This is a genomic window from Streptomyces sp. NPDC057682 (assembly GCF_042799575.1).
Lineage (GTDB): Bacteria > Actinomycetota > Actinomycetes > Streptomycetales > Streptomycetaceae > Streptomyces.
The window spans coordinates 48,934-61,691 of sequence record NZ_JBHVIN010000022.1 but is presented as its reverse complement, the minus strand read 5'-3'; the positions used below and the strand labels follow the sequence as shown (position 1 = coordinate 61,691).

Annotated in this window: 11 protein-coding genes; 9 read left to right on the top strand and 2 right to left on the bottom strand. The window is 73.0% G+C overall.

The genetic code is table 11. The annotated features are described in order from the left end of the window. Window positions 1-18: 18 nt before the first annotated feature. The 3 genes from ACFVDM_RS32730 to hutI are packed head-to-tail and all read left to right on the top strand — an operon-like array spanning window position 19 to window position 3,844. Window positions 19-1,233, top strand: coding sequence for an allantoate amidohydrolase (locus tag ACFVDM_RS32730; RefSeq protein ID WP_383649168.1), 1,215 nt, complete (start codon window positions 19-21; stop codon window positions 1,231-1,233). Next, window positions 1,224-2,609 (top strand): formimidoylglutamate deiminase, encoded by a 1,386-nt coding sequence (locus ACFVDM_RS32725; RefSeq protein ID WP_383648964.1) that lies wholly within the window; start codon window positions 1,224-1,226, stop codon window positions 2,607-2,609. Before ACFVDM_RS32730 ends, ACFVDM_RS32725 begins: the two co-directional genes overlap by 10 nt. A 47-nt stretch (window positions 2,610-2,656) precedes the next feature. After that, the gene (gene hutI / locus ACFVDM_RS32720) at window positions 2,657-3,844 is read left to right on the top strand and encodes an imidazolonepropionase (RefSeq protein WP_383648962.1); all 1,188 of its coding nucleotides are present in this window, start codon (window positions 2,657-2,659) and stop codon (window positions 3,842-3,844) included. A 65-nt stretch (window positions 3,845-3,909) separates the two neighbouring features. Here hutI and ACFVDM_RS32715 read toward each other — a convergent pair whose 3' ends face one another. Continuing rightward, the gene (locus ACFVDM_RS32715) at window positions 3,910-4,896 is read right to left on the bottom strand and encodes an RNA polymerase sigma factor SigF (RefSeq protein WP_383649164.1); all 987 of its coding nucleotides are present in this window, start codon (window positions 4,894-4,896) and stop codon (window positions 3,910-3,912) included. A gap of 281 nt (window positions 4,897-5,177) precedes the next feature. Between ACFVDM_RS32715 and ACFVDM_RS32710 the strand changes: the two genes are divergently transcribed. The 6 genes from ACFVDM_RS32710 (at window position 5,178) to ACFVDM_RS32685 (ending at window position 10,771) form a co-directional block, all read left to right on the top strand. Beyond that, complete coding sequence (locus ACFVDM_RS32710) at window positions 5,178-5,546, top strand: STAS domain-containing protein (protein WP_383648960.1); 369 nt, start codon at window positions 5,178-5,180, stop codon at window positions 5,544-5,546. 254 nt (window positions 5,547-5,800) lie between these two features. Further along, a complete protein-coding gene (locus ACFVDM_RS32705; protein WP_383648958.1) occupies window positions 5,801-6,340 on the top strand; it encodes an ATP-binding protein in 540 nt (179 codons plus the stop codon). A gap of 188 nt (window positions 6,341-6,528) precedes the next feature. After that, window positions 6,529-7,191, top strand: coding sequence for an LPXTG cell wall anchor domain-containing protein (locus tag ACFVDM_RS32700; RefSeq protein ID WP_383648955.1), 663 nt, complete (start codon window positions 6,529-6,531; stop codon window positions 7,189-7,191). A gap of 42 nt (window positions 7,192-7,233) precedes the next feature. Further along, a complete protein-coding gene (locus ACFVDM_RS32695) occupies window positions 7,234-8,226 on the top strand; it encodes a hypothetical protein (protein WP_383648953.1) in 993 nt (330 codons plus the stop codon). Beyond that, window positions 8,223-9,356: a hypothetical protein gene (locus tag ACFVDM_RS32690; protein WP_383648950.1), complete on the top strand. Its 1,134-nt coding sequence runs from the start codon at window positions 8,223-8,225 to the stop codon at window positions 9,354-9,356. The genes ACFVDM_RS32695 and ACFVDM_RS32690 overlap by 4 nt, the downstream gene beginning before the upstream one ends. A 35-nt stretch (window positions 9,357-9,391) precedes the next feature. Continuing rightward, on the top strand, window positions 9,392-10,771 hold the full coding sequence (locus ACFVDM_RS32685) for a hypothetical protein (protein ID WP_383649161.1): 1,380 nt from the start codon (window positions 9,392-9,394) through the stop codon (window positions 10,769-10,771). An 85-nt stretch (window positions 10,772-10,856) separates the two neighbouring features. On the opposite strand, the gene ACFVDM_RS32680 is transcribed toward ACFVDM_RS32685, so the two are convergent. Next, window positions 10,857-12,353: a peptide MFS transporter gene (locus tag ACFVDM_RS32680; RefSeq protein WP_383648947.1), complete on the bottom strand. Its 1,497-nt coding sequence runs from the start codon at window positions 12,351-12,353 to the stop codon at window positions 10,857-10,859. Window positions 12,354-12,758: the final 405 nt, after the last annotated feature.

Below are 12,758 nucleotides of genomic sequence, written 5' to 3'. Positions count from 1 at the left end.
CCCGCCTCCTTCCAGGAGATGTGGCGGGAGCTGGCCCCCCTCGGCCGGAACGAGGACAGCGGCGGCTACCGGCGCTACGCCTGGACCGCCGCCGACACCGACTGCCGGGCGTGGTTCCGGGCGCAGGCCGAGGCCCGCGGACTCGCCGTGGAGACCGACCGCAACGGCAACCAGTGGGCCTGGCTCGGCGACCCGCTGGCCGCCGGCGCCGTCGTCACCGGCTCGCATCTGGACTCCGTGCCCGACGGCGGTGCCTTCGACGGACCGCTCGGCGTGGTGTCCTCCTTCGCCGCGCTGGACGAACTCCGCCGCAGGGGAGCGGAGTTCGTCCGGCCGCTGGCCATCACCAACTTCGGCGACGAGGAGGGGGCCCGCTTCGGTCTCGCCTGCGTCGGGTCCCGGCTGGCCGCCGGGCAGCTGACTGTCGAGGCCGCCCACCGGCTGCGCGACGCCGACGGCATCACCCTGCCGCAGGCCATGGAGGCCGCCGGACACGACCCCGGCGCCCTCGGCCCGGACCCCGAACGGCTCGCCCGCATCGGCGCGTTCGTCGAACTCCACGTCGAGCAGGGGCGCGCCCTCGACCTCACCGGCGACCCGGTCGGCATCGCCTCGGCGATCTGGCCCCACGGACGCTGGCGGTTCGACTTCCGGGGCGAGGCCAACCACGCGGGCACCACCCGTCTGGCCGACCGCCGCGACCCCATGCTCACGTACGCCGAGACCGTGCTCGCCGCCCGCCGGGAGGCCGAGCTGGCCGGGGCCGTCGCCACCTTCGGCAAGGTCGCCGTCGAACCCAACGGCGTCAACGCCATCCCCTCCCTCGTGCGCGGCTGGCTCGACTCCCGCGCCGCCGACCGGGACACCTTGGACACCGTCGTCGCCGGGATCGAGCAGGCCGCCCGGGAGCACGCCGCGCGGACCGGCGTCGACCTCGACGTCGTACGCGAGTCCTTCACGCCCGAGATCGCCTTCGGGCACGCGCTGCGGGACGAGATCGGCGCCCTCCTCAAGGGCTCCGCCGACCGGGACACCGGGCACGACATCCCCGTCCTCGGCACCGGCGCCGGACACGACGCGGGTATTTTGTCCGCCTCGGTCCCCACCGCCATGCTGTTCGTACGGAACCCCACCGGAATCTCGCACTCGCCGGCCGAGCACGCCGACGAGGACGACTGCGCCGCCGGGGTCACCGCACTCGCCGACGTACTGGAAGGTCTCGCGTGCCGCTGACGACCCACCCGACGGCAGGACCCGTCACCGAGACGTACTGGCTCTCCCAGGCCTGGCTCGGCACCCACGCCGAACCGGACGTCCTCCTGGAGGTGGCCGGCGGACGGATCGCCGGCGTGCGCACCGGGGTCACCACACCGCCGCCCGGCGCCACCGCGCTGCGCGGCCTCACCCTGCCGGGCCTCGCCAACACCCACTCGCACGCCTTCCACCGCGCCCTGCGCTCCACCGTCCAGGTCGGCTCCGGAACCTTCTGGACCTGGCGCGAGACCATGTACCGGATCGCGTCCCGGCTCACCCCCGACACGTACTACGACCTGGCCCGCGCGGTGTACGCGGAGATGGCGCTGGCGGGCATCACCGCCGTCGGCGAATTCCACTATCTGCACCACGCGCCGGGCGGCACCCCCTACGACAACCCGAACGCCATGGGCGAGGCGCTGATCGCCGCCGCCCGCGCGGCCGGCATCCGCATCACCCTGCTCGACACCGCCTATCTCTCCGCCGGCTTCGGCCCCCGGCCCTCCGCCCCGCTCGAACCCGACCCGCACCAGCGGCGCTTCTCCGACGGAACCGCCGAGGCCTGGGCGGAGCGCGCCTCGCTGCTCAAGGGCGACGACCACACGCTGATCGGCGCCGCCGTGCACTCCGTGCGGGCCGTCCCCGCCGACCAGCTCGCCACCGTCGCCGCCTGGGCGGAGGAACGGCAGGCCCCGCTCCACGTCCACCTCTCCGAGCAGACCGCGGAGAACGAGGCCTGCCTCGCCGTCCACGGCCGCACCCCCGCCCGGCTCCTCGCCGACCACGGGGTTCTCGGACCGCGCACCACCGGCGTCCACAACACGCATCTCACCCCCGAGGACATCGCGCTCGTCGGCTCCCACGGCACCGGCACCTGCATGTGCCCCACGACCGAACGGGACCTCGCCGACGGCATCGGCCCCGCCGCCGCCCTCCAGGACGCGGGCTCCCCGCTCTCGCTGGGCAGCGACAGCCACGCCGTGATCGACCTCTTCGAGGAGGCCCGCGCGATGGAGCTGAACGAGCGCCTGCGCACCCGGGCCCGCGGCCACTGGACCGCCGCCGCCCTGCTGCGCGCCGCCACCGCCGACGGCCACGCCGCCCTCGGCCGGCCCGACGCGGGCGTCCTCGAACCGGGCGCCCCCGCCGATCTGGTCACCGTGGCCATGGACTCCGTCAGAACGGCGGGACCGGTGCCCCGGCTGGCAGCCGAAGCGGCCGTATTCGCCGCCTCCGCGGCCGATGTGCGCCACACCGTGGTCGCAGGGCGCCACCTCGTGCGCGACGGACGGCACACGCTGGTCCCGGACGTCCCCCGCGCACTCGCGGAGGCCGTCGCGGCCCTGCACCGCTGAGCAGCCGCCCGGCCCCGCCGACCGTCAGCAAGGAGAGCAGCACCCCGATGACGACGACCGCCTTCACCCACATCTCCGAACTCATCACCAACGACCCCTCCCTCGGCGGTGATTCCCCCCTGGCACCGATCCGGGACGCGGCCGTCGTCATCGAGGGCGACCGCGTCGTCTGGACCGGTGAGTCAAGCAAAGCACCCGCCACCGACAACGCCGTCGACGCGGGCGGCCGGGCCGTGATCCCCGGCTTCGTCGACTCCCACTCCCACCTGGTCTTCGCGGGCGACCGGACCCAGGAGTTCCACGCCCGGATGTCCGGCCGCCCCTACAGCGCGGGCGGGATCAGGACCACCGTCGCCGCCACCCGCGCCGCCACCGACGAGGCGCTCGACGCCAACGTCACCCGCTATCTCGCCGAGGCGCTGCGCCAGGGCACCACCACGTTCGAGACCAAGTCCGGCTACGGGCTCACCGTCGAGGACGAGGCCCGCGCGCTGCGCATCGCGGCCCGCCACACCGACGAGGTCACCTTCCTCGGCGCGCACATCGTGCCCCCGGACCACGCGGACGACCCGGCCGGGTACGTCGCCCTGGTCACCGGCCCGATGCTCGACGCCTGCGCCCCGTACGCCCGGTGGATCGACGTCTTCTGCGAGAGGGGCGCGTTCGACGGCGACCAGGCCCGGGAGATCCTGACCGCGGGCCGGGCCCGGGGGCTCCACCCCCGGGTGCACGCCAACCAGCTCGGCCACGGGCCCGGCGTGCAGCTCGCCGTGGAGCTCGACGCCGCATCCGCCGACCACTGCACGCACCTCACGGACGCCGACGTGGACGCCCTCGCCCAGTCGTCGACCGTCGCCACGCTGCTGCCGGGGGCCGAGTTCTCCACCCGGGCCGCCTGGCCCGACGCCCGCCGGCTGCTGGACGCCGGGGCCACCGTCGCGCTCTCCACCGACTGCAACCCCGGCTCCTCGTTCACCTCCTCGCTGCCCTTCTGCATCGCCCTCGCCGTCCGCGACATGGGCATGACCCCCGACGAGGCGCTCTGGTCCGCCACCGCGGGCGGCGCGGCGGCGCTGCGCCGCGAGGACATCGGGCGGATCGCCCCCGGCGCCCGCGCCGACCTGGTGGTGCTCGACGCGCCGAGCCCCGTCCACCTCGCCTACCGGCCGGGGGTGCCGCTCGTCCACGAGGTCTGGCGCGGCGGGAAGCGCGTGGTCGCGCCGTACGGGGGCTGAGGAGCCGGAAACGCGGCGAGGACCCGCCCGGCGGGGCAGGTCCTCGGTCCGTCGGGGGAGCGCGCTCACTCCTCCAGGGTCAGCCCCTTGCGGAGCCTGACCAGCGTGCGGGAGAGCAGCCGTGACACATGCATCTGCGAGATGCCGAGCTCCTCGCCGATCTCCGACTGCGTCATGTTGGCGACGAAGCGGAGCGAGAGGATCCGGCGGTCGCGGCCGGGCAGCGAGGCGATCAGCGGCTTCAGGGACTCGACGTACTCGATGCCTTCGAGTCCGTGGTCCTCGTAGCCGAGCCGGTCGGCCAGCGCGCCCTCGGTCTCGTCCTCCTCGGGCTTGGCGTCCAGCGAACTCGCGGTGTACGCGTTGCTCGCGGCCATGCCCTCGACGACCTCGTCGTGGGTGAGGCCGAGGCGGTCGGCGAGCTCGCCCACGGTGGGCGAGCGGTCCAGCTGCTGGGCGAGCTCGTCGCCCGCCTTGGCCAGGTCCAGCCGCAGCTCCTGCAGGCGGCGCGGGACGCGCACGGACCAGCTGGTGTCGCGGAAGAAGCGCTTGATCTCGCCGATGATGGTCGGCATCGCGAAGGTCGGGAACTCGACGCCCCGGCTCAGCTCGAAGCGGTCGATCGCCTTGATCAGGCCGATCGTGCCGACCTGGATGATGTCCTCCATCGGCTCGCTGCGCGAGCGGAACCGGGAGGCGGCGAACTTGACCAGCGCGAGGTTCAGTTCGACGAGCGTGTTGCGTACGTACGAGTACTCGTGCGTGCCCTCTTCGAGGGATTCGAGCCGGGCGAAGAGCGTCTTCGACAACGCCCTGGCGTCCAGCGGCCCCACCTCGGTGTAGGGCGGTATCTCGGGAAGTCCTTCGAGACCGTCGGTCGCGGTGCCGGCGTCGTGGGGGGTGCCGGCGTGGTCGGCGTCACGGTCGTGACGGGTGGTGCGGGTGCGCGCGGCGTCCTGGACGGTCGCGGCAGGGGAGTCTGATGCGGTCAGTCCCTGAGGACATGCCGACGTCGCGTCGTGGGTACGCGGTCCGTCGAGCCGGGGTGACATGGTCTCCTCCATCGTTCTCGGCATATGGCTGCCGATGCCCATACGTGTTCCTGCGGTGAAGCGGCGCCTCCGAAGCCGGCCGTGTTGTGGGTGTCCCTCTACCCTTACCCGGTCCTTGCGGCCCCTCACAACCACCAATTGACGCTAAATGTCCGGTTTGTTGAGGTCTTCCGCTACCGCGTGGCGCAGGGAACGCGTAGGGTTTCAGCAACGTCAGCGACAGCTGCAACGCATCTGCATGCGCAGTGATGCAGACAGTGACGAGGCGAAGAGGGACGGGCATGGACCGCGGGACGGTCGGCAGCGCGAACCGGGGGCGGCTTCAGGTCGAGGCCCGGACCGAGGGCCGCAGCGAGGTGGTGACGCCGGTCGGTGAGCTCGATCACCACACGGCCGATCTGCTGCGCGAGCCCTTGGAGCACGCGATCGACGAGGGGCGCGTGCGCCTCGTGGTCGACTGCTCGCGCCTCGAATTCTGTGATTCCACCGGGCTGAACGTGCTGCTCGGTGCCCGCCTGAAGGCGGAGGCGGCCGGGGGAGGGGTCCATTTGGCCGGAATGCTGCCGGTGGTGGCGCGGGTCTTCGAGATCACCGGGGCCGAGGCGGTCTTCACCGTCCATGACTCCCTGGAAGAGGCCCTGGACACCTGAGGTGTCCCGTGCCGGCACCCCGGGCGCCCCTCCTGTCGCCCTCGTCACGTGATCCGCGAGGACGAAGTGGGTGTTGTCACGATTCCGTCGGGCAGGAGACACCCCGGCGGGCCGGGCGGCGGGACACGTGTCCGCGCGGTGCCGGTGTCCGTGTCCCAGAGGTATCCGTAGGGCCAGCAGTATGCGTAGTTCCCAGCAGTACTCGTATTCGTATCTCCAATGGCGACATGGTGAATCGGTGAGGTGAAGCGCTGATGAGCACCACCCGGCAGCATCCGCCGGGCGACCTCGGCCGCGAGCCGGACGGCGCGGGCGTGGGTGCGCGCGCCGACGCGGGCCCGCGTGCGGACGTGGACGCCGGCGCGGCCTCCGCCGACTCCGCCGAGCGGCAGTGGCGGACGCTGTCGCTGCGGCTGACCGGCGGCATCGTGCCGACGGCCCGTGATTTCGCCCGTCAGGCCCTCCACGACTGGGGCTGGCTGCCCGCGTCGACCGCCGACCGCCGGGCCGCCGCCGAGGACGTCCTGCTGGTCGTCTCGGAGCTGGTCACCAATGCCTGTCTGCACGCGGACGGTCCCGACGAGCTGCGGATCGCCCGGCTGCCGAAGGCCCTGCGGGTCGAGGTGACCGACGGCGGCGCCGGACAGCCCGCGCCCCGGACCCCGCACCGGGCCGGCCGGCCCGGCGGCCACGGCATGTTCATCGTGCAGCGGCTCTGCCTGGACTGGGGCGTCGTCCGCGTCCCGGGCGAGCCCGGCAAGACCGTCTGGGCGGAGCTGGCCGCCCCCGCCTAGGGCCTGGGCGGCGCCCCGTCCGCCGCGGCCTCCACGACACCCCCGCGAAGAGCGCGCCGGATCGGCGCGCTCTTTGTCTTCCCTCCACAAGGCCCCGGGCGTACCTTGAGCGCCCAATCTGATGTGTCGTCAGTTTATGGTGCCGCCAGGAGCGGCGCGGGCGACTCCCGGCCTGAGGGGAATTCGAGGTGTCGTACCAGAAGCGAACAGCTCTCGCGCTGGCGTCCGGACTGGCGGGTGCGTCGGTGCTGCTGGCCGCGCCCACCGCCCACGCGACGGTCGTCGACGTCAACTACCAGTGCAAGACACCGATCGGGGACAAGGCCGCCGTGTCGCCGATCGACATCAAGAGCGTCAGGAGCGACGGCGGCTACAAGCTGACCATGTCCTTCCAGAAGGGCGTCTCCTCCAGCCCGGTCGAACTGGGCAAGGGCGCGATGAACCCCAGCGCGGTGATCAAGGTCGGCGGCGCCGACCCGGGGGAGGTCCGGGTCTCCGGCCCCGCCAACTCCGCCGCGATCCCCGCCAACAGCCCCATCAAGATCAACGACCTCTCGGGGACGTACACCCCGAAGAAGAGCGGCAAGGTCGACTTCACCGCCGGAGTGCTCACCATCAAGGCGCTCGGTACGACGACGACCTGCACCCCGTCCAACAACCCGGGCCCCTCGCTCAGCCTGGACGTCACCGCGGCGGGCGGCGCCGCCGCCGACACCGGCGGCGACGCGCTGCCCAAGACCGGGCCGATGGACTCGGCGGTGGCGCTCGGCACCCTCGGCGGCACGGTGCTGCTGACCGGTGCGGCCGGTGTCCTCTGGCTGACCCGGCGCGGACAGCGGGCCACCGGCTGATCCCCGCGCGAACCGCCGCCGTCACGCCCGAGGGAGCCGCCCATGCCGCCGCCGTCCGGTCACGTCATCCGCCTGGTCCTGCCGCTGCTCGTCGCGCTGGGGTGCGTCCTCGCTCCGGCCGGCCCGGCGGGCGCCTCGCCGCGCCCGGCCGGTCCGGCCTGGACGGCGGTGCCCGCCTCGGACGGCACGGCGCCGGACGACGCCCGGCCCTCCTTCTATCTGGAGGGCCTGCCCGGCAGCGTCCTCCAGGACCGGCTGTCGATCCTCAACCCGGGGACGGAGCCGGTGACCGTACGGCTGCGCGGGGCCGACGCGTACAACACGGAGGACGGCGGCTTCGCCGTACGCGGCGCGCACGGTTCCACCGGCACCGGGGCGTGGCTGCGGACGGCGCGCACCGAGGTGACCGTGCCCGCCCGCACCCGGGCCGACGTCCCGGTCTCCTTCACCGTGCCCGAGGACGCGCTGCCCGGTGACCATCCGGGCGCCGTCGTCGCCGAGAGCGGCGGACGCGCGGTGGGCGTACGGGTGCAGCTGCGCGTCGGCGGCCCGACGCTCGCCGCGCTCACCGCGGAGGACGTGACGGTCTCCCGGGGGGCCGTCCACTACACGCTGGTCAACCGGGGCAACGCCGTCCTGGTGCCCCGGCTGGCCGTCGAGGCGGACGGGGTGTTCGGGCCGCTGCTGCGGCGCGGCGCCCGCACGCTGCCGGTGGAACTGCTGCCCGGTCAGCGGGTGAGGCTCAGCGAACCGTGGCGGGACGCCCCGGCCCTGGACTCGGTCACCGTGCGGCTGCGGGTCACGGCGGCGGGCGGCGCGCACGCCGAGGCGGCGGCCTCCGCGCTCTTCGTCCCGTGGCCGGCCGCGGGCGCGGCGGCGCTCCTGGCCGCCGTCGCCGGGGGTGGGTACGTCCTGCGGCGCCGCGTCCGGCGACGGAAGGACCCCGACCCCGACGGTCCGGGGCGGGACCCCGGTCCGGACCCCCGACAGCATTCCGACGAGAGGCACCTGGTGAAGGCGGGAGCGGAATCGTGACTCGACGGACCGAAAGCGCGCGGCGGCACGGCGGGCCGGCGACGCCCCGGACCGCACGGCCCCGGGCGGCGGCCCTGGCCGCCGCCCTGCTGGCCGTACTCCTGCCGGCCCTGCTGGCCGCCGCGCCGCACGCCGCGGCGGCCGACCCGAAACCGGCGCTCACGCTCTCCCAGAAGCAGGCGGGCAAGGGCGGCGAGGTCACCGTCAGGGGCACGGGCTGGCGGCCCGACACCCTGCTGATGATGCTGATCTGCGGGCAGTCCACCCCGGCGCGCGGGGTGATCGGCGGGACGAACTCCTGCGCCAACGGCGACGGCCGGGCCGTCACCACCGACAAGAAGGGCGGCTTCACCAAGAAGCTGCCGGTCGCCGAGCCGCCCGCGCCCTGCCCGTGCGTCGTCCATGTCGCCACGGTCACCGGGGAACAGGCCCTGGCCGACGCCCCGTTCGTGGTCGCGGGCCATCCCGTCGCCGCGCTGCCGAAGGAGTCGGGGGAGGGCAGGCTCGCCGTCCTCGCCGCCACCCGGCTGGAGGGGGACAGCGGACTGCTCACCTGGTTCGGCGCCCCGCCCGCGCGCCGGCTCGTCTTCACCGTCGGCAATCTGGGCTCCGCCCCGGTCAAGGACCCGGTCTTCCGGCTCGGCGTCTCGCACGGCGTCTACGCCCCCCAGTGGGAGGACCGGCAGTGGCGCGGCACCGTCGAGCCCGGCCGCAAGGCGCTGGTCGAGCTGCCCGTCGAACTGTCGGCGGGGGCCCACGGCGACTACCAGATCTCCGTGAAGTACGGCACGAAGGTGCTGGCCGAACAGCCCTGGGGGGTCGGCCGCCCGTGGGGCGTGACGCTCTTCTGGATCCTGCTCTGCCTGGTGGTGCCCGCGGCCGTCTTCCGGATCGGCATGGCGGTCGTCGACAAGGTCCGGCCCCGCTCCGGACAGGGAGCGGGCCGCCGCGGACGGCGCACCTCCACGCGCGCCGGAGTGCGCGCCCGGCTGTCGAAACCGCGCGGCGCCCGGACCCCCGGGCCCGCACCGGACGCCCCGCCGGACGGCACCACCACGGCGGCCCTGCCGTGGTTCACCCCTGAATCCGCACCGTCAGAGCACAGACCGACGACGAAGGGACATTCGTGAGTACGCAACGCAGGACGGTCGCGGCGGGAGTCGCGATGATGATCGGCGGGGCGGGCATGCTGCTGGCCGCGAGCCCGGCCCAGGCCGCCGACATCTCGTTCAAGACGGAGTGCGTGCCGCCGGCCGTCTCCCAGCTGCCGCCCATCCAGGGCACCACGAAAGTGCAGCTGACCGCGCCCGCCGAGGCCAAGGTCGGCGACACCGTCGAGGTCGTGTGGAAGACGCTCCAGCCCGCCTCCAACAATCCCGACGTCATCGACCTCAACAAGGACACGGTCAAGCCGTCCGGGATCATCAAGCTGGGCGGCGCCGCCACCGGGGACCTGAAGATGGAGGGGCCCCGGCAGAATCCGGCCATCCCCAAGAACAGCCCGATGGTCATGTCGGACATGAAGGGGTCGCTGAAGCTGGAGAAGGCGGGCGAGCTGACGCTGACTCCGGACGCCTACACGCTCAACGTCTCCTGGCCCGTCTCCACGGACACCAAGTGCACGCCCAAGGAGACCGTCCAGCCCGGTGCGACGATCAAGGTCACCGACGGCGGCGGGGGCACCACCGGCGGCACCACGGCGGGCGGCACGACCGCCGGCGGCACCACGGACGGCGGGACGACCGCCGGAGGGACGACGGCCGGCGGCACCACGGCCGGCGGGACCACCGCGGGCGGCACCACCTCCGGGGGCACGACCACCGGCGGCACCACGAGCGGCGGCACGACGGCGGGCGGCACCACCTCCGGCGGGACGACCGGCGGGTCCGGCGGGGCCACCGACTTCCCGGGCAAGGAGGTCTCCGTCCACTTCGCCTGCGAGTCGCCCGGACCGGCCGACATCGCCTCCAAGGTGACGATCAACGCCAAGAAGAGCGGCGGCAGCTACGCGCTCACGGTCAAGACCGCCAAGGGCGTCATGGACAGCCCGGCCGATCTGCCGGCGGGCGCGCTGAAGCCGTCGATGAAGATCGTCGTCGGCGGTGCCGACAAGGGCTTCGTCAACGCCGCGGGTCCGGGCAACCCGGAGCCGCTGACCAAGGGCAAGCCGGTCAACCTGCCCGACATGACCGGTACGTACAAGCCGGGTGCCTCCGGGAAGTCGACGCTCACGCCCGGCACCCTGCAGATCGACGTCACCCTGGGCAGCGCGAAGATTCCGATCACCTGCAAGGTCAAGGGCGCGGTCCAGGCCTCGCTGGAGCTCGACACCACCGCCCAGGAAGGCGGCGCGGCGGGCGGCGGCGACGCGGCCTCCGGCGGTGCGGCGGGCGGCGGCACGGCCTCCGGCGGCGGTCTGGCCGCCACCGGCGCCGAGGACAACGGGGCGCTGCGCGCGCTCGGCCTGGTCGCCGGCACGGCGATCCTGCTGGGCGGTGCGGTGTTCACCTTCACCCCGTGGCGCCGGCTGCGCTCGGGCCGGTGACCCGGACCGGGTAACCCGTACGGCGAAGGGCCGCCGCACCGCGGAAACGGTGCGACGGCCCTTCGTGCGCGGAGAAACGGGCTTCTCAGCTCACGTCGCCCATCCGCCGGGCGATGCTCCTGCGCGACATCCAGATGCCGACACCGGCGATCACGGCGAGGATCACCTCGAAGGCGACGGCCCCCGTCGTGTCCAGGTCGACACCGACCGGCGGAGCGGTGAGCAGCCCGGTCAGCGAGTCGCCCGCGGTGACCGCGAGGAACCAGACGCCCATCATCTGGGAGCCGTACTTCGCCGGGGCCATCTTCGTGGTGACCGAAAGGCCGACGGGGGAGAGGCACAGCTCGGCGACGGTCTGGACGAAGTAGATCGCCACCAGCCACATCGGGCTGACCTTGCCGCCGTTGGCCGCCGTGTCGATCAGCGGGATCAGGAACACGGCGAAGGAGACGCCGATCAGCACCAGGCTGGAGGCGAACTTGACCGCGGTGCTCGGCTCCTTGCCCCGCTTGTTCAGCCACAGCCACCCCGAGGCGAGCACGGGGGCCATCGCCATCACGAAGATCGGGTTCAGCGACTGGTACCAGGAGGTCGGGAAGTCGAACCCGAACAGGGTGTTCGTCGTCGAGTTCTCACCGAAGATCGACAGGGTCGAACCGTTCTGGTCGTAGATCATCCAGAAGACGGCGGCGACGACGAAGAACCAGATGTAGCCCGAGAGCTTGGACTGCTCGGTGGCCGTCAGCTCCTTGTCCCGCTTCATCCGGGCCAGGACGGTGATCGGGATGACCAGTCCGGCGATGCTCAGCGGCACGGTGGCCCAGTCGGAGAAGTTCCCGGTGATGCCGAGCAGGCCGTACAGGACGACGGCGACGATCAGCCAGATCATGCCCTTGCGCAGGGCCGAGCGCTTCTGCTCCTCCGTCGCCGGGGTGGTGACGACGCTGCTCTGCGGGCTCAGGTGGCGGGTGCCCAGCATGAACTGGGCGAGGCCCAGCGCCATGCCGATCGCGGCGAGCGCGAACCCGAAGTGCCAGTTGACCTTCTCGCCGACCGTGCCGATGGAGAGCGGGGCGAGGAACGCGCCGATGTTGATGCCGATGTAGAAGAGCGTGAACCCGCCGTCGCGGCGCGGGTCCTCCGGCCCCTTGTAGAGGTGGCCGACCATCGTGGAGATGTTGGCCTTCAGCAGCCCGGAGCCGAGCGCGACCAACGCCAGGCCCGCGAAGAAGCTCCCCGAGTTCGGCACCGCGAGGGTGATGTGGCCGAGGATGACGACGGCGCCGCCGATGGCGACCGTTTTGCGCGGCCCCCAGAAGCGGTCGGCCACCCAGCCGCCCGGCATGGTCAGCAGATAGACCATCGACATGTACGCGGAGTAGATGGCCGTCGCGGTGGTGGCGTTCATGTGCAGGCCGCCGGGCGCGATCAGATAGAGCGGGAGCAGCGCCTTCATCCCGTAGAAGCTGTACCGCTCCCACATCTCGGTCATGAAGAGCGTGGCCAGGCCGCGGGGGTGGCCGAAGAAGGTCTTCTCGCCGCCCGCGGTGCTCGCCGGGTCCTTCGTCAGGCTGGACGCCATGATCGATCCTTGTGTGCTCGGGACGCGTCGCTCGTGAGCGGTACGCGCCCGGTGGGGGGAGGCCGGCACCGGCGCGGGTACGCCCACCGCGCCGGGATCCACGCCCGGACACACCCTCGTCGGTGTCCCGGGCCCGGCCCACAGGTCATTCACTGGTTGTTTCCGGGCCGGCGGGTACCGGCCCCCGCACGCACAAGGACCCCGGGCGTCAACAGCTGCCCAAGGGTCCTTGAGTCGTGCAACAGGCGTCCGAACACCATACGGCACGACAGAAGGCGAAATAACAGGACTTGAGAGATGGATCACAGGCCAGAGGGTGTCCACACTCCCCTGTTCGAAGGTCTGAGCGCCAGTCGAGCGCGGACCCGCAGGCCTTCCCGATCACCTCACTCCTTCTCGCGTCCG

Coding starts and splice junctions, on each gene's coding strand:
- ACFVDM_RS32730 (WP_383649168.1), top strand. CDS start 19: ATGTGGCGGGAGCTGGCCCCCCTCGGCCGGAACGAGGACAGCGGCGGC.
- hutI (WP_383648962.1), top strand. CDS start 2,657: ATGACGACGACCGCCTTCACCCACATCTCCGAACTCATCACCAACGAC.
- ACFVDM_RS32715 (WP_383649164.1), bottom strand. CDS start 4,896: ATGTCACCCCGGCTCGACGGACCGCGTACCCACGACGCGACGTCGGCA.
- ACFVDM_RS32710 (WP_383648960.1), top strand. CDS start 5,178: ATGGACCGCGGGACGGTCGGCAGCGCGAACCGGGGGCGGCTTCAGGTC.
- ACFVDM_RS32705 (WP_383648958.1), top strand. CDS start 5,801: ATGAGCACCACCCGGCAGCATCCGCCGGGCGACCTCGGCCGCGAGCCG.
- ACFVDM_RS32695 (WP_383648953.1), top strand. CDS start 7,234: ATGCCGCCGCCGTCCGGTCACGTCATCCGCCTGGTCCTGCCGCTGCTC.
- ACFVDM_RS32685 (WP_383649161.1), top strand. CDS start 9,392: ATGATGATCGGCGGGGCGGGCATGCTGCTGGCCGCGAGCCCGGCCCAG.
- ACFVDM_RS32680 (WP_383648947.1), bottom strand. CDS start 12,353: ATGGCGTCCAGCCTGACGAAGGACCCGGCGAGCACCGCGGGCGGCGAG.